At 55.8% G+C, this 16,477-nt stretch carries 13 protein-coding genes; 5 read left to right on the top strand and 8 right to left on the bottom strand.

The window, feature by feature from the left end; genetic code table 11:
* Positions 1-4: 4 nt before the first annotated feature.
* The 5 genes from AC13QO_RS22250 to AC13QO_RS22230 are packed head-to-tail and all read right to left on the bottom strand — an operon-like array spanning position 5 to position 4,924.
* A complete protein-coding gene (locus AC13QO_RS22250) occupies positions 5-1,282 on the bottom strand; it encodes a Gfo/Idh/MocA family protein (RefSeq protein WP_488541859.1) in 1,278 nt (425 codons plus the stop codon).
* Positions 1,279-2,370 carry an ABC transporter ATP-binding protein gene (locus AC13QO_RS22245; RefSeq protein ID WP_488541858.1) on the bottom strand — a complete coding sequence of 364 codons (1,092 nt, stop codon included), beginning with the start codon at positions 2,368-2,370 and terminating at the stop codon, positions 1,279-1,281. Before AC13QO_RS22245 ends, AC13QO_RS22250 begins: the two co-directional genes overlap by 4 nt.
* A gap of 5 nt (positions 2,371-2,375) precedes the next feature.
* The gene (locus AC13QO_RS22240; RefSeq protein ID WP_488541857.1) at positions 2,376-3,260 is read right to left on the bottom strand and encodes a carbohydrate ABC transporter permease; all 885 of its coding nucleotides are present in this window, start codon (positions 3,258-3,260) and stop codon (positions 2,376-2,378) included.
* Positions 3,250-4,104: a carbohydrate ABC transporter permease gene (locus AC13QO_RS22235; RefSeq protein ID WP_488541872.1), complete on the bottom strand. Its 855-nt coding sequence runs from the start codon at positions 4,102-4,104 to the stop codon at positions 3,250-3,252. The genes AC13QO_RS22240 and AC13QO_RS22235 overlap by 11 nt, the downstream gene beginning before the upstream one ends.
* Positions 4,105-4,153: 49 nt before the next feature.
* Positions 4,154-4,924, bottom strand: a complete 771-nt coding sequence (locus AC13QO_RS22230; RefSeq protein ID WP_488541856.1) for a FadR/GntR family transcriptional regulator — start codon at positions 4,922-4,924, stop codon at positions 4,154-4,156.
* Positions 4,925-5,096: 172 nt separating this feature from the next.
* On the opposite strand from AC13QO_RS22230, the gene AC13QO_RS22225 reads away from it, so the two are divergent.
* Positions 5,097-5,549 (top strand): RidA family protein, encoded by a 453-nt coding sequence (locus AC13QO_RS22225; RefSeq protein ID WP_488541855.1) that lies wholly within the window; start codon positions 5,097-5,099, stop codon positions 5,547-5,549.
* 85 nt (positions 5,550-5,634) lie between these two features.
* On the opposite strand, the gene AC13QO_RS22220 is transcribed toward AC13QO_RS22225, so the two are convergent.
* The 3 genes from AC13QO_RS22220 to AC13QO_RS22210 all read right to left on the bottom strand — a co-directional run bounded on the left by AC13QO_RS22220 (position 5,635) and on the right by AC13QO_RS22210 (position 10,116).
* Entirely contained in the window at positions 5,635-7,251 is a 1,617-nt protein-coding gene (locus AC13QO_RS22220; RefSeq protein WP_488541854.1) for a GMC family oxidoreductase, read from the bottom strand.
* A 20-nt stretch (positions 7,252-7,271) separates the two neighbouring features.
* Positions 7,272-8,768, bottom strand: a complete 1,497-nt coding sequence (locus AC13QO_RS22215) for an aldehyde dehydrogenase family protein (protein ID WP_488541853.1) — start codon at positions 8,766-8,768, stop codon at positions 7,272-7,274.
* 94 nt (positions 8,769-8,862) lie between these two features.
* Positions 8,863-10,116, bottom strand: a complete 1,254-nt coding sequence (locus tag AC13QO_RS22210) for an ABC transporter substrate-binding protein (RefSeq protein WP_488541852.1) — start codon at positions 10,114-10,116, stop codon at positions 8,863-8,865.
* A gap of 275 nt (positions 10,117-10,391) precedes the next feature.
* Between AC13QO_RS22210 and AC13QO_RS22205 the strand changes: the two genes are divergently transcribed.
* From AC13QO_RS22205 to AC13QO_RS22190, 4 genes are all read left to right on the top strand, one after another.
* Positions 10,392-12,593, top strand: a complete 2,202-nt coding sequence (locus AC13QO_RS22205) for a hydantoinase/oxoprolinase family protein (protein ID WP_488541851.1) — start codon at positions 10,392-10,394, stop codon at positions 12,591-12,593.
* 14 nt (positions 12,594-12,607) lie between these two features.
* Entirely contained in the window at positions 12,608-14,269 is a 1,662-nt protein-coding gene (locus tag AC13QO_RS22200) for a hydantoinase B/oxoprolinase family protein (RefSeq protein WP_488541850.1), read from the top strand.
* The gene (locus AC13QO_RS22195) at positions 14,269-14,994 is read left to right on the top strand and encodes a ribonuclease activity regulator RraA (protein ID WP_488541849.1); all 726 of its coding nucleotides are present in this window, start codon (positions 14,269-14,271) and stop codon (positions 14,992-14,994) included. The genes AC13QO_RS22200 and AC13QO_RS22195 overlap by 1 nt, the downstream gene beginning before the upstream one ends.
* A 256-nt stretch (positions 14,995-15,250) precedes the next feature.
* Complete coding sequence (locus AC13QO_RS22190) at positions 15,251-16,252, top strand: glycoside hydrolase family 3 N-terminal domain-containing protein (protein ID WP_488541848.1); 1,002 nt, start codon at positions 15,251-15,253, stop codon at positions 16,250-16,252.
* The last annotated feature ends 225 nt before the right edge of the window (positions 16,253-16,477 follow it).

The raw sequence follows: 16,477 nt of genomic DNA, 5'->3' as shown, positions 1-16,477 counted from the left end.
GGCGTCAACGCATAGTGTCAACGGCTACTACCTGCCCGGTTCTGGCGGCTTCGCGCGCTGCAATTGCGAGTTTGAGCGAGGCCAGTCCGTCCTCCCCAGTGACCACAGGCTTGCCCTCACCTCTGATTGAATCATTGAAAGCACTGATTACGCGCGGGTAAGCGTTCGAATGCTCAATGGCTACCGGTACCCTTGATCCATCGGTACAGAGAGATATTGTTCCTCCTGCGCGCTGAAGGAGGACGTCTTCAGCAAAAACGGAAGCTTTGGTACCGTGCAGCTCGAGGGAGGTCTTTGCATGTTGCATCGCAAAGCTTTCGGTGATCTGAACAAGCAGTCCCGACTCCGTTCGAGCTATTGCGGCAACTGTGTCCTCAATGCCTTGGGCGGAAATGCCGTTGTTCGACGTAAATGCCGCGATTTGGGTAATCTTTTCACCAAGTACGAAATGGAGCAGGTCAGCGTCATGCACGCTTAGATCAAAGAATACCCCCGCACCGGCATCTGCACTCTCCGTCCTCCATCCGCGGTTGGCCTGAGGCAACAGAACGCCGAACATAATGCGCACTGCCACCAAATCTCCGAGAACGCCATCGGCTACCAGCTCGCGCAGCTTGCGGTGGGAGTTCATCGAACGGAGATGGTGATTGACGCCCAACACGAGGCCCTTGTCGGAAGCAAGTCCGACCATAGCCTGGGCATCTTTTACGCTCATGGCCATCGGCTTTTCATCGAGAACGTGCTTCCCCGCCTGCAGCGCGCGGATGGCGCACGGAGCGTGTTTCTCGTTCGTATTGGATATATAAACAGCGTCTACGTCTGATGCGAGCAAGTCGTCTACAGACGAAACCGCCAATGGAATTCCGTGAGCACGGGCGTACTTCTCCACACGGTCTTTATCTGAACCCTGAACGGCGGCGACTTCACTGTCAGTTGCCTCCCTGATCGCTGGAATTATCCACTCTGCGGCAATTCTGCTTGCGCCGATCAGACCCCATTTGACTTTCTTTTTCATTTGCATCTCCTTGATTTGTAGAATGTATTCTTGGTCTATTGCCCAGGCGAATTGTTGGCGCGGCGATAGATGACGGAAGAACGCCGCGCCGAGGAATTGTGCAAGGCATGCGCTGTGCAGCAATCCCTGTCGATGGAACACTTCGGTCGTTTCCCGTATTCGCAGGCGCATCGATGAGAAACGCCCATTCCTTTCGCAAACGAGACCCAGGCCGTCGACGCGCGCCGCCTCAGAGCCGACGATGCAGACGTCAACAGACAAAGTCATGACAGCCGGGTACCCGTTTCCTGGTTGAAGACATTGACGCGGGACATGTCTACGCGCAGGCGGGCCGGCCCCGGATTGGAGATCGATCCCGCCCGGAGCAGAGCCGACATCTCCGTTCCTGCATAGCGGAACAGGACCACGTCATCGGAACCTGTGGGCTCGATCAGCGTGACGTCTACATCTATATCAATGGAATCGAGTCCCGCAGGACGCTCGTTAGGAATAGAGAAATGCTCCGGACGGATGCCTACCGTTAGTTTGGTTTCGTTTTGGCCGGCAGCCTTGACGAACTCTTCCGGAACACCGAAGCGCAATTCACCTTGGTTTAAGTGAATCGCACCATTTTGGCTCGTCGCCGTGATCAGGTTTATGCGAGGACTTCCGATGAACGTCGCCACGAAAAGGTTGGTCGGCTTGTTGTAGACCTCATGCGGCGTCCCAAATTGCTGAATTATGCCCCTGTCCAAGATGGCGATCCTTGTCGCCAACGTCATCGCTTCAATTTGGTCGTGCGTTACATAGACTGTCGTTCGTCCCATACGATGATGAAGCTTTTTCAGCTCGGTTCGCATTTCAACGCGCAGCAGCGCATCAAGGTTTGAAAGTGGTTCATCAAACAGGAACAGACTAGGGTCGCGAACGAGCGCCCGACCGATGGCGACGCGCTGGCGCTGCCCACCTGACAACTGCCCAGGCTTCCGATCAAGCAAATGACCAATCTGCAGCAGCGAGGCCACGTCGTCGACAGCTTTCCTGCGGTCGACCGCCGGCATTTTGCGCATCTGCAAAGGGAAAGAGATGTTCTCCCGCACGGTCATTGAAGGATAGAGGGCGTATGACTGGAAGACCATTGCAATGTCCCTGTCCTGACAGGGAACGTCGTTGAGCACGCGGTCCGCAAGGCGTATTTCGCCAGCGGAAATCTTGTGCAGACCGGCGATCGCATGCAAGAGCGTCGACTTTCCGCAGCCGGAAGGCCCTAGCAGGACGAGAAACTCCCCGCAGCGAGCCTCGATATTGATATCGTTGAGGACACACAGATGCGGGCTGTAGTACTTGTAAACGTTGACGAGGGACAGTGACGACATCTGTCTTATCCTTTCACCGAGCCGGCCATCAAACCGCGTAGGAAGTAGCGCCCGGAAACAATGTAAATCAGGAGGGTGGGGGCTGCGGTGATGAGAACCGCGGCCATGTCAACGTTGTAAGCTTTGACGCCAGTCGTGGCGTTCACCAAGTTGTTGAGTGCCACCATCACGGGCACGTTTGCGCCTGAAGCAAATGTGGTCCCAAACAGGAAGTCGTTCCAAATATTGGTGAACTGCCAGATCACCGAGACAACGAAGCAACTAATCGCAATCGGGCAGAGGATCTTTGTGAAGACCGTGAAGAAGCCGGCCCCGTCCATGCGAGCCGCCTGAACCAGCTCATGAGGGACTGACATGAAGAAGTTGCGAAAGTACAACGTCGTGAAAGGAATTCCGTAGACGATATGCACAAGGATCAAGCCCGGAATGGAATTTGCCATGCCGGCAAAGCCGAGGACGCGCGCCATTGGGATGAGCACGATCTGATAGGGTATGAAGCAGCCGAAAAGCAGAACGGCGAAGACGAAGTCTGCTCCTCTAAAACGCACTAGCGTGAGCGCATAACCGTTCAGGGCGCCCAGGAATGTGGAAACCATCAGTGCGGGGATCACCATCGTTACAGAGTTCAGAAAATACGGCCGGAGTCCTTCGCATTGCACCGATATGCATGCAGAATCCCAAGCAAGCTTCCATGGTTCGAGCGTCAACCTGGCTGGCAGAGACAATATCGACCCGGTCCGAATATCATCCAGATCCTTGAGCGATGTGAGCACAATCACGATGAACGGCAGAGTATAGACAAGTGCCATCGCGATCACGCAAACGTAAATCGCCACCTTGCCAATCGTGAACCGTTTGTCTCCAGGCAAACCTTCAGAATCAATGAGCATAGGCGTTCTTCCGCGCTTCGGAGTAGAGATATGGAACGATGATCGCAAACACCGTCATGAAGATCATCACCGCGCTTGAGGCGCCAAGCGCCATCGAATTGCGCCCGAAAGTTTGAATGTACATGAAGGTAGCGGGGAGTTGCGTGGAGTTGCCCGGCCCTCCGGAGGTCAGTGCGATCACCAAATCAAAGCTCTTGACCGCTTGGTGGACCAGGATGACGAATGAAGTGAGGAAGCTGGGCGCAAGGAGAGGAAGGATGACCCGCCGATAAATGTGAACGGGTCGCGCTCCATCCAACCGCGCGGCAAGCACTATATCGTTATCGACTCCCCGCAAGGCAGCGAGGAAGAGCGCCATGACAAATCCCGATGACTGCCAAACTGCTGCAATTACGACGGTGTAAATGGCCATGCTGGGATTGACCAGCCAGTCAAATTGAAGGGATGTCCAACCGAAATCATGCGCAAGTCTTTCAAGTCCGAGACCTGGGTTGAGGATCCATTTCCACGCTGTGCCGGTCACGATGAAGGACAGAGCCATAGGGTAGAGATATATCGTCCGCAACAGGCCTTCGACCCTCAGCTTCTGATCGAGAAATATGGCAAGGGCGAGTCCGATCCCGATGCAGAAGACAATGAAAAGAAAAGAGAAAACAACGATGTTACTGACTGCTGTCAGCCACATCTTGTTGGTCCAGAGCTTCACATACTGCTCGAAACCGACGAAGCTGTATGTCGGCATAATTGTTGAGTTCGTGAGTGAAATGACGCCGGTCCAGACCATGAAACCGTAGACGCCAATTGAGATCGCAAAAAGCGATGGCGCAACGACCAGCTTTGACATGTGCCGCGCGGAAAATTGCGCTAATCGACCGTCATGACGTAATTGCGCATCAAGCCTCATGGCGTCCCGAGTCCTTGTTCTCAGTGTAGTGATTGTAGTTCGACACGAAGTGTGACGATCGCTGCCACTCGACCGGCAATTCGAACCCGAGAAGCCGTCTGCGAGACATCGCTATATGCTCGCCCATTGCAGCATGGGCAGCGTCGGGATCTTTCCTCGACACAGCTTCGATAATCGCTTCGTGCTCTTCCAAGACAGTTTCGACGCGGTTAGTGGGCTTACCCTGTTTAAACTCTCCGACTAGCCGCATTCCGAATTCGATCTGGCGTCGCAGCATGCTCATCGTCGAGACGAACATCGCATTCCGGCTGGCCTTTGCGAGTGCGAAATGGAAGCGAAAATCTACATCTCCGAAAGTGTCGTCTGACGCTTCCCCCATCAAGGTGAGACCGGCTTTGCGAATTTCGTTCATGTCGGAATCGTCATGGCGAATTGCAGCCAGTGCCGCGATGTCACACTCCATGGAAAAGCGGAACTCGAATACCTGGATAAGGTCGGCAACATTCTCGATCGGCCGATAGCCAGCGTCACGCTCATCGCCATCAACAAGAACGTAATGGCCAGTCCTACCTCGCGGCCCGATCAACCCGTCGGCCCTCAATCTGATCAGGGCCTCACGCACGACGGGACGAGACACACGATTCGACTGGGCAAGGTCTGTTTCCGCCGGAATGCGGCTGCCGGCAGCCCATTCTCCCGAAGCGATCATTCGGGAAAAAAGGTCATACAGTTTGTCTGCAAGTTTCACTTTTTGTGGCACGGCAAGCTCGCCCTCTTACATATTTGTAATATTGGCAGCATTTTTGTTTTACATCAAGCCGAAAAAGTTCCTATAGTCCGACATTCGTGTCGATCGGCAAATCGGACGTGCTGGCTTCAGGAGAGCGCCTGATGGGATTGTTACAGGCCGTCAATTTTGAAAGGAAATGACCGTGGACTCAGGATTTGAATACAACGGATACGACATCCCGGCGTACCAGCCGCCGGCCTACGCTTACACGTCAGTGCTGGTCCACAATGGGCAGGCATGGGTGAGCGGCAGCGTACCAAAAACCGGCAATAGCGACCTGCATCCCGGCAAGGTGGGCGCTGACGTAACCTTGGAACAGGCGAAAGAAGCTGCTGACCTTGCGCTTAGAAACGCACTGGCCTCGTTGTCCTATGCAATAGGTGGGCTGGACAATGTTGTTCAGGTGCTAAAGATCACGGTTTACGTCGCATCGGCTCATGGCTTCAATCAGCAGCCACAGGTCGCCGATGCCGCCACTCATCTTCTGCGTGCAGTCTTGGGCGGACGTGGCGACCATGCAAGATCGGCCGTAGGTGTCGCCGAACTGCCGCGAAACTCTTGTGTTGAAATCGAACTTGTGGTCGCCGTCAAATGACAAACCCTTGACGCGGAAGGTGACGTTCGCCTCCCGCGTCAACCGCTCAATCGTTAGTGGCGTGCCGCTCAAAAATCGCTTGACCTTATGCTGCGACCGTTTGCTGGGCGGCGAGCCGCCGACCGAGGATCGCATCTGACCCTCGCTCCCCAATCATGATCGAGGGCGCGTTTGTGTTTCCCGAAATCAGGGTCGGCATGATCGAAGCATCGACTACCCGCAGGCCAGAAACCCCACGAACCTTCAGATCCGCATCCACCACCGCCATCTCATCTGCCCCCATTTTACAAGTGCCGGCAGGATGGAAGTCGGTTTTACTCCATTCGCGAACGTAGGCCCGCAGATCCTCTTCAGCGGCCGTTTTTGCGCCGGGTAAATGTTCTGCTTGGTACAGTTTCTCGAACGCCGGCTGGCGGAGGATTTCGCGGGCAATCTTGAATCCATCGATTGTGTGCGCCCAGTCATTCGGATTCGTCATATACTTTGGGTCGATCACCGGTTCGTCGGCCGCGTTGCCCGAAGCAAGGGTCACTTCCCCGCGGCTTTCCGGCCGCAGATACGCGGTGTTCAGCGTCATCCCATGGCCTCGCACCTTAACCCGACCGTGATCGATGACGTAGGCTGGGAGGAAGTGCATTTGTATGTCGGGCCAATCGGCGTTTCCCTCTGTGGAAACAAACCCACCGCCTTCGCAGACGTTTGAGGTCAAGGCCCCGGTTCCGAACATCATGAACTGTAATCCGTACCATAGCGCCATTGGCCCCTTGTCGTGCCCATTATATGACACCGGTTCCTTGAGGCTTGCACAGCAGTAAACGTCCAAATGATCCTGCAGGTTTTTGCCTACCCCTGGAAGGTCATGGATCGGCGTCACCCCTGCCTGTTTTAGCTCGCCAGCGGGACCTATCCCGGAGAGCAGCAACACTTTCGGGGAATTGATTGCCCCGGCAGAGAGAATGACCTCATTTTGCGCCGCGACATACATGACCTCCCCATTCCAGGAGACGTCAATGCCGGTAGCTCGGCCGCTTTTGACATGTACCCTTAAGACACGAGCGCCGGTTTTCACCGTCAGGTTCTTTCGCCCCATGTTTGGATAAATGAATGCTTGAGCCGAACTCGAGCGACGCACGCCACGTTGGGTGACTTGATAATATCCGATCCCGTACTGCTGCCGGCCGTTAAAGTCGGTGTTATACGGATAGCCGGCTTCCTGAGCGGCGCGGATATACACTCGTGTCAAATCGATCGGTGACCGTTGATCTGAAACGCCAAGCGGGCCGCCGCTCCCGTGAAAACTGTCCAGATAACGCTCATTGTCTTCAGACCTCTTGAAATAGGGAAGGAGATCATCGTACCCCCAACCGTCGTTGCCGAGGTCGCGCCAATGATCGTAATCACGCCGGTTTCCACGAATGTAAACCATTGAATTTACGGATGACCCGCCACCCAGTATCTTCCCTTGCGGAAACAGCATTCGACGATTGTTGAGCGCAGTTTGGGGCACGGTTTCCCATTCGTAGCGGTACCTAGGGCCCTGCAATTTGGCGTAACCTGCTGGCCAACGCACCAGAGGGCCATCATTCTTCTCCCCGAACTCAAGCAGCAAAACCCGCGCGTCACTGTTCTCGCTCAATCTCGAAGCCACAACACAACCCGCCGAACCGCCGCCGACGACGATGTAGTCATATTCTTTTTCCATGGACGGTTCCTTCTTTGCTCTCAAAGAGCCTTGCCGATCCAGCGGGGCTCATAGCCACTGCTGCGGAGCTGGACCGTTTTGACGTCCGTAAATTCTTCGCACCCGACACGACCGACTTCGCGACCGATTCCGCTTGCTCCAACACCTCCGAAGGGAAGTTCGGCGGGACCGTCGAGATACGTGTTGATCCAAACTGTACCTGTTTCAAGGCTGCGCGCAGCCCTGATCGCGGAGGACGTATCGCGGGTCCAAATTCCAGCAGACAGGCCGTACTCCGTGCCATTTGCGAGCTCGAACGCATCGTCAAGATTTTCAAATGTCTGAATGGTGCATACTGGGCCGAAGATTTCCTCCTGCGCGATCTTCATGCTGGGTTCTACCTCAGTGAAGACGGTAGGATCGATAAAACGTCCGCCGTTTTCTTCGCGCCACGTGCCTCCGAGCGCCAAATTCGCCCCTTCCGCCTTTCCAGCTTCGATATAGCCAATTATTTTGCGGTACTGGGTCTCGTTGATAATCGGCCCCATGAGGACATCTTCGCGAAGCGTGTCGCCCACGCGGATTCTCTTCGCAGCCTCAACAAACCGCTTCGTAAATTCAGCCGCGATAGTGCTTTGCACCAAAAGCCTGCCGCCCTGATTGCAAGACTGGCCGGCGTTCAAGAATGCTCCATGCAAGGCTGCATCAAGCGCCGCATCCAATTCCGCGTCTGCCATGATGATGTGCGCGTTCTTGCCGCCGAGTTCCAGCGACACCTTCTTCAGGCAATCGGCGCCGACCCGCATCGCATGCTTGCCGACGGCCGTCGAGCCAGTGAAGGAAATCATCCGCGTTCGCGGATGAGCAAGAAGTGCTTCCCCGACGACGCGGCCGGTGCCTGCCAGGATATTGACGACGCCGTCGGGAAGGCCTGCGTCCTTAAGAATTGGACCTAGCAACAAAGTGGTTGCCGACGTCAACTCCGATGGCTTTACCACTGCCGAACATCCAGCCGCCAGCGCAAACGGCAGCTTCTGGCTGATGATGAGAAATGGAAAGTTCCACGGCGTTATAATTGCAACTGGACCGATCGGTGCCCGCAGAGTCAATGCGAGATAATCACGGCCGAGTCCACCAAAACTGTCACCGGTTAAAGATCGTGCTTGGGTCGCGGCATAGTCCCAAAGCATTGCTGATCGCTCTATCTCTGCGCGAGCCTGGCGGCAAGGTTTACCGCTCTCGGCCATCTCATACCACGCGAGTTCGTCTATATTGGTCCGGATACCAGCGGCGACCTTCAACAGAATCGCAGCCCTTGCTTCTCCGCTTGCGTCCCGCCAGCCATCAACGAAAGCTGCGTGAGCACGCTGGCAGGCAAGATGCACTTCGCGCTCGGTGCTTTGCACCAAGCGAGACACAACCGCACTGTTCGATGGATTTCGTACGTCCGTTCCTGGTTCGGACGTATGTGACCACTTTCCATCGATCCAGCTAACGAATTGTCGGGGTGGCGTGGGTGGTATGAACGCAGTGGCCATTGTCAGATCCTAATATATGTCGTCATGCGTGGCAGTGGCTAACCCGAAAGGCCGGCGACGACGAACGACGCCGGCCACGGTGAAACTCGTAGGTCTAGAGCTGGCCAAGTCCGGTTACGATCGCTTCAACCGCATCCTTGGACGTCATCGACGGAGTGACAAAGAACTCGGACACGACGTCAAGGTATACGCCAGTCTGAGCGGCGGGAAGCGCTGCATTGTGGAAGATCGACGGCACCACGCCATTGGTTGTGGCGGCGTTCTTCCGATCTTCGTAGGATTTCTGTCCGCATGCATCGAGACGCGTCGCATCAACATTGTCGATCACTGGAATAGAGCCCTTCTTTATCGCAAAGTCGACCTGCACTTTTGGATCGAGAACGGTTTCCGCAAGAGTATTCTGCGCCTCTTCCGCTGCCTTGTCGTTGAGATTGAAAAACGCAAAGTTGTCGACGAGCCAGATAAAGTCCTTGTCAGTGCCAGGCGACGCAACACAACCATAATCTATCCCGGGCTTTTTGCCGGCCAGCGCGAATTCTGCCTTGGCCCAATCACCCATAATCTGGAAAGCCGCCTCGCCGTTGATGACCATCGCAGTTGCGAGATTCCAATCGCGACCTGGAGAGTTTGCATCGACATAGCCACGTAGTTTGGCAATCTGATCGAATACGGAGATCATCGTGTCGCTTTTGATTGCTTCGAGATCTCCGGCGACGATTTTTCGATAGAAATTCGCCCCCCCCTTTGCCACGATGACGCTTTCCAGAAGATCCCCGTACTGCCAGTTCTGACCGCCGAGAGCGAGTGGTGTAATGCCGGCAGCCTTGAGCTTATCCGCGATGGCATTGAACTCGTCCCATGACTTGGGCGGCTCGGCGCCAACCTTCATTAAGAGCGCAGAATTGTACCAGAGCCAGTTCGACCGGTGCATGGTGACGGGAACCGCCACCCACTTTCCGTCTACCTCATAGTTTGATTGAATCGCAGGCAAGATTTCCTTCCGCCACCCGTCCTTCTCTGCAAGTGGCGAAAGGTCGCGTAGCAGCCCCTGGTTAGCCCAGGCTAAAGTCTCCTGAATATGCATTTGAGCGCCGGAGGGAGGTGTACCAGCGGCTAGACGCGAACGAAGAACCTGGTAGGCGTTGGCTCCGGTTCCGCCGGCGACAGCGGCATCTTTCCACTCGATCCCTTTGGCAGCGAGTGCGTCTTTCAGCGCCCGCACGCCTTCTGCCTCACCTCCACTGGTCCAGAAGTGCAGCATTTCGACAGATTTGTCAGCGGCCAAGGCGCTACTGGCAAGCAGGCCGAACGCTGCCGCGGCGGTCACGTTCAAGGCAATTCTACGCATCGGCATTCCCCTTTTGTCATCAGATTTGCGGTAATTCGATATCCGAGATGATGCCCGCGTGTGCCAAGCATCACGATCGAAACGTGATGTCCGTGTCGTAGTCCCAGACGTTGTCGGACAATCGCGCCTCCAATAGGAGCACACTTTACATCTTTGTCAATTTTATTTTTTAGGGTCATGATGACGCGGCATCTTTTGGACGTTCGACCTCCACTCTCTCGTCCTTTTATTGCCGGAGATTGCATGCATATACGGAAAAACTACCCAGAGTAATTTTGGAAAGTGGCGCTTACAATAATGTATGTCTGCTTGGTTTGTTGATTGACAAAATCTGGATAAAATTACAAATGTGGAAAAAACATAGTGGAGCTGCAACGATGAGTTCAGGGATCAATCGGGCATCGGCCGACATCGGAGGAACGTTCACTGACATTGTTATCGAGACTGATGGTGTAAGGAGTTCAACCAAAGTCCTGACAACCCATCAAGCGCCCGAACGCGCGGTTATTGATGGGGTTCAGAGCCTTCTCGAAAAACAATCTCTGGCATTCGCCGACCTGGACATCTTCCTCCATGGCACGACGCTTGCCACGAACGCAATTATCGAGCGACGCGGTGCGACTACCGCTTTGGTGACGACGGAAGGTTTCCGCGACACAATAGAAATTGGCTCCGAAAGTCGTCATGATCAGTACGATGTCTTCATCCAGAAGCCTCAACCGCTTGTCGGACGGGAACTTCGCTTCACCGTAAAGGAGCGTATCGCGGCGAACGGTGAGATCCTTGTCGGCCTCGATGAAAGCGAGGTTGCTGCGCTTGTCACCAGGCTTAAGGCGGCGGATGTTAGATCGATAGCGATTTGCTTCCTGCACGCTTACGCTAACCCTTGCCACGAACGACGCGTTTACGAAATTCTCTCGGCGCAGCTGCCGGAAGTATACTTCAGTCTGTCTAGCGAGGTTTGCCCAGAAGTGCGAGAGTACGAACGGGGCTCAACGACGGTCGCAAACGCTTATATTCGTCCCATCATGGCGAGCTATCTTGGTCGTTTGAAATCCGAGCTCGGCCAGCGAGGTCTCTCCGCGCCGATCCTGTTAATGACCTCGGGAGGCGGCCTTACAACTGTTGATCAAGCTGCGGACTATCCCATTCGGCTTGTCGAATCCGGGCCGGCCGGCGGAGCAATCCTGGCCGCGAAAATCGCGAATGAATGCGGTCTAAAGGAGATTGTTTCATTCGACATGGGTGGCACAACCGCCAAGATTTGCTTGATCGACAACGGACAACCGTTGAAATCTCGGAGTTTCGAAGTCGATCGCACGGAACGTTTTCTGAAAGGGTCCGGTCTGCCAGTCCGTATCCCCGTAATCGAGATGGTGGAGATTGGGGCCGGCGGTGGTTCGATCGCGCAGGTCGACGCGCTTGGCCGGCTAACGGTGGGCCCGGAAAGCGCCTCCTCGGAACCTGGGCCTGCGTGTTACGGACTTGGAGGAACACGGCCGACAGTAACGGATGGAGATTTCATCCTAGGCCGTATTGACACCCGGAAATTTGCCGACGGGCGCATGATCCTCCGGCGGGAGCTGGCGGAGAAAGCGCTAGATCTTCACGTCGGAAAAGCTCTTTCGCTGAACTCTGTTCAAGCCGCCGCCGCAGTTACCGCGATCGTCGAAGAGAACATGTCGAATGCTAGCCGGGTTCACGCAGCTGAGCACGGAAAGGACCTGCGTCGGCGCGCCATGATCGCGTTCGGAGGCGCAGCCCCCATGCATGCCGCTCAGCTTGCCCGCAAGCTATCGTTGAACACTGTGATCATCCCGCTGGGAGCCGGCGTTGGGTCTGCGATCGGCTTTCTCGAAGCGCCGATGGCTTATGAGGTGGTCCGCAGTCGCCATAGCAGCCTTGATCGCGTCAATGAAGACTCAATACGCCAACTGATTGGGGAGATGTGCGAGGAAGCTGTTGCAGTGGTTTCTCCTGCTGCAGGTGGACAACCGATCGAAAAGCGTCTTTCGGCATTCCTTCGGTATGTCGGACAAGGGCATGAACTCGAAGTCGACCTCTCGGTCGATCCCAGCGGCTCCATTGATCCCTCAGCATTGAAGCGTGCCTTCGATGACCGCTATTCTAAGGTCTTCGGCCGCTTCCTTCCCAATCATGAGATTGAGATCCTAACATGGGCAGTGACGGCATCTGCCCCACAGCCAACGCTTGTGGGAGTGGGCGGCGATTGGAAACCGCACGACTCCATCAACCCCTCGGGGGAGACTGTCTTTACGGATGTCGATGGCACGACAGTCAATGCTCCTGTCTTCGAAAGGACAGATCTAACACCCGCCGTGACGCTGATGGGACCAGTGGTGATCACTGAGCGGGAGACCAATACGGTTGTCCCCAAGGGCTTCAGTGCGGAGTGCAACGTCTTTGGACATCTAGTGCTCACCAACCTTGCCGCTCGCACGGCTGCGGCTCAGTGAGAGAGGAGCGAACGATGACTGCAAATCCTGCAAACGATGCAACTCCAGCCATTGGTGAGATCGAGTTCCAGATCATGTGGAATCGGCTTATCGCTGTCGTAGAAGAACAGGCACAGGCGCTCCGTCGCACGGCCTTTAGCCCGATCGTCCGCGAGTCTGGCGATCTTTCGGCGGGCTATTTTCATCCAGACGGACGTATGATCGCGCAAGCTGTCACCGGAACTCCTGGTCACGTAAACACGATGGCCGCATCGGTCTTGCATTTCCTCCGTCTTTTTCCCGCGCGATCCATGTGCGAGGGCGATGTTTTCATCACGAATGACCCTTGGATGGGGACAGGCCATCTTCATGACTTCGTCGCTGTCACACCGGCGTTTTACAAGGGAACGATGGTTGGCCTTTTTGCCTCGACTTGCCATTTCATGGATGTTGGCGGAATTGGCTTCGGTCCCGATGGGCGTGATGTGTTCGAAGAGGGTTTCTACGTCCCGCCGACTGCGCTGATAGCCGCCGGAGAAATCAATCAGACGCTTATTTCCCTTGCCCGAGCGAACTCACGCTATCCTGCGGAATTTGAGGGTGACCTCATGTCTCTAGTGGCTTGTAACCAGATCGGCGTCAACCGTCTGACCGACATGCTCGATGAATTCGACCTAACGGATTTGACACCTCTTTGCGACCAGATTGTCAGTCGATCTCGACAGGCTGCCTTGAAGGCTATTGCCGCTTTGCCGAAGGGGATGGCCGAAGCCGAGATGGTGATGGACGGCTATGATAAACCGGTAAAATTAAAGGCACGTACGGAAATTTCGGCAGATCATATAACCGTCGACTTTACCGGGACCAGCGGGCTTTCGGCACGTGGCATCAATGTGCCTATCAGTTACGCGCAAGCCTATTCCACTTACGCCCTCGCCTGCGCCCTGTTTCCGGAGGTGCCCAATAACTCAGGCAGTCTCTCCGTCGTGACCGTAACGGCACCCGCGGATACGATCGTGAACGCGTTGCGTCCGGCGCCGGTGTCGTCGCGCCATGTGATAGGCCAGATGCTTCCTGACGTCGTCTACGGGTGTGTTGCTCAACTGGTTCCTGAAAACGTCTTGGCCGAAGGGGCGTCAGCACTTTGGAACCTTATTTTGGAAGATGCGCATGACGCATGCCTAACACAAGGTATAACGTCCACCAGACGCTTTTCCGCCTTGTCCGTACAAACCGGCGGTACGGGTGCACGGTCGAGGCTCGATGGTCTCAACGCAACAGCGTTTCCTTCCGGAGTTTCTGGAGTCCCTGTGGAGATTATCGAGACTCTCACACCACTTATTTTTTGGCGGAAGGAACTCCGATCCGGCTCGGGCGGTGACGGCGAGTTTCGAGGGGGGCTCGGCCAAAGTATCGAAATCGGGCATCGCGAAGGCCATCCCTTCTACATTTATGCCGCGCTCGACAGAATTGAGAATCCCGCCCGTGGACGTTTCGGCGGCGAGCAAGGTGCCCCCGGTGTCGTCGCGTTGAAATCCGGAACGAAGCTGAAGGGTAAGGGAAAGCAGATCATCCCCCCCGGTGATCGCTTGCTTGTGGAAACACCCGGCGGAGGAGGCTACGGCCACCCGAAAAATCGTAGCGGCGAACATCGCAATGCAGATCTGCGCAATGAATTGACGAAGAGGAACGACTGATGTCTGATTATATCCTGTCGGAAGAGACTCGCACGAAGTATCAAAAGATTTCAACTGCTACCATCGCGACCGCGCTTTATAAGCGCGGGCTTCGTAATCAATTCATCCAGGGCGTGGTACCGGTCGCGGCGAAGGCGGAAAATATGGTAGGACAGGCCTTTACCCTGCGATACATCCCAGCTCGCGAGGATCGCAATCCGATTACTGTATTCCGCGATCCGCATCACCCACAGCGCGTAGCTATCGAAACATGTCCCGCGGGCCACGTGCTGGTTATGGATGCGCGCAAAGACGCCAGAGCTGCGACTGCGGGCTCAATCTTGATAACGCGTTTGGCCGTACGCGGCGCAGCCGGCGTCGTTTCCGATGGTGGTTTCCGCGACGCGGAGGGTATAGGTGCCCTCAGCATGCCTGCCTATTACGCCAAGCCTTCCGCGCCGACCAATCTCACACTTCATGAAGCGCTGGATATCAACGTGCCGATCTCCTGTGGCGACGTGGCTGTCTTTCCAGGGGACGTCATGATTGGGGACAAGGACGGCGTCATGGTTATTCCCGCTCATCTGGCTGACGAACTTGCCGATGAATGCACGGGCATGGAAAGTTACGAAGATTTCGTTCTCGAACAAGTTCGATCCGGCGCGGCCATAATCGGTCTCTACCCGTGCACCAAGGAAGAGCATCAACTCAAATACGCCGAATGGCGCACGAAGACCGGGCGTTAGCAGGAGTGAGGGGCGGCTCCACTGCCAGCGGCGCCGCTTCTGCCTTGACCACTAGCGGCCCCTCGGTCAATGCTCAGTGGGCACATCCGGGTATCCCTTAGAGTAGTGCTGCAGCAATCCGGCAATAGAAGAGTGCTCTTGTTGACGACGGGCCCAATTCGCCGGCTCGCCGTTCTCCGACTAAGCGTGATGTGCATGTTAGTGTACTTCCATGGTCGCTATTGCGATTAACATCCATCCTATGCGAGGAGTTGCAATGAACACGCCCTTGCGGCTTGCCTACAGCACGCTCTTTCCGGTTACGACAGAGCTGCGACTTTCTCCCGATCTCGTCGAATTCCTCGAAAGCGGCGGCCGGGCTATCCTCTTCGGCGAAGACGGCGCCGAATACGCGACCGGCATAATGCACCCTGACCGCATACGAGACGAAACGGCCGAAACCTGGCGGGCGACGACGAATGAAGTTCGCCGGATCGCTGGGCCTGCCCTGCTCGCTCTGGATGCCGATGTCTCCGCTGTTCACCGCCTGCACAGATTGACAGCCGCCTTGCCCACCTTAAGCGAGAGCCGAGCTATGACCGATGAGGCATTCACGGCGAAGATACATGCAATGGCACACGATGCCCGGCAGCTGGGGATCAATCTGCTGCTGTCACCAACTGCCGACGTAGTCGCCAAGGACAACCCTTGGCTAGCAGGACGAACGCTTGGGAATGATGTCGCCGAGGTTTCGCGATTGGTGGCCGCCTATGTCCGCGGCGTGAAGCAGGCCGGCATCGGCAGCACGCTGAAGCACTTTCCAGGAAATCCGGTCATCACCGGTCTGCCGGCAACTCAAGACGCCCGCGTCCCCATGACGATGGAAGCCTTGCGGCCCTATCTCGCACCGTTCGCGGCGGGAATCGAGGCCGGCGCTGATGCAGTCTTCCTCAGTCCTGCCATCTTCGACGCCGTAACGCCGCCGCAGCCCGGCTCGATCTCGCCGGACCTGATCAAACTCTTGCGCGAGGAACTCGCCTTCTCGGGCCTAGTGATTACCTGCGATCTGGATCACCGTGCGACGTTGGGTAACCAATCACTTGAACAAATCGTGGTGCAGGCGCTGATCGCCGGCGCAGATCTTCTCTTGGTCTCCCCAGCAGCGGTGCCACATCTCCGCCTCCTCGCCCAAGCCATCGAGAAAGCGGTCGATGACGGGCGCTTGCCACTGGAGCGATTGCTGGCAGCCTCGGCCGCAGTCGATCTCGTCTCAAGCTGACAGGGTTTTCATCGTGTTGATGCGAGTTATTAATTCCCAATGGTTAGCCGTGGCTATGGCGCTCTTGCTGGTTTTGAGATTTGGTTGCTGACACCTTCTGTCACGCCACGCCGGCTGGTGACAAGGGGTTCTGGTCTTGATCGAACCGGGACAGCTTACAGTGGGACTCCTCAAAGCTGCTGAGCGGCACGCGCAATGACGTCGGCTACGATCACAGGGTGGGAG

It is taken from the genome of Rhizobium sp. CNPSo 3670 (assembly GCF_057784555.1).
This window is presented reverse-complemented; position numbering and strand designations above follow the sequence as displayed.

Coding starts and splice junctions, on each gene's coding strand:
- AC13QO_RS22250 (WP_488541859.1), bottom strand. CDS start 1,282: ATGACTTTGTCTGTTGACGTCTGCATCGTCGGCTCTGAGGCGGCGCGC.
- AC13QO_RS22245 (WP_488541858.1), bottom strand. CDS start 2,370: ATGTCGTCACTGTCCCTCGTCAACGTTTACAAGTACTACAGCCCGCAT.
- AC13QO_RS22240 (WP_488541857.1), bottom strand. CDS start 3,260: ATGCTCATTGATTCTGAAGGTTTGCCTGGAGACAAACGGTTCACGATT.
- AC13QO_RS22235 (WP_488541872.1), bottom strand. CDS start 4,104: ATGTCAAAGCTGGTCGTTGCGCCATCGCTTTTTGCGATCTCAATTGGC.
- AC13QO_RS22220 (WP_488541854.1), bottom strand. CDS start 7,251: ATGGAAAAAGAATATGACTACATCGTCGTCGGCGGCGGTTCGGCGGGT.
- AC13QO_RS22215 (WP_488541853.1), bottom strand. CDS start 8,768: ATGGCCACTGCGTTCATACCACCCACGCCACCCCGACAATTCGTTAGC.
- AC13QO_RS22210 (WP_488541852.1), bottom strand. CDS start 10,116: ATGCGTAGAATTGCCTTGAACGTGACCGCCGCGGCAGCGTTCGGCCTG.
- AC13QO_RS22200 (WP_488541850.1), top strand. CDS start 12,608: ATGACTGCAAATCCTGCAAACGATGCAACTCCAGCCATTGGTGAGATC.
- AC13QO_RS22195 (WP_488541849.1), top strand. CDS start 14,269: ATGTCTGATTATATCCTGTCGGAAGAGACTCGCACGAAGTATCAAAAG.
- AC13QO_RS22190 (WP_488541848.1), top strand. CDS start 15,251: ATGAACACGCCCTTGCGGCTTGCCTACAGCACGCTCTTTCCGGTTACG.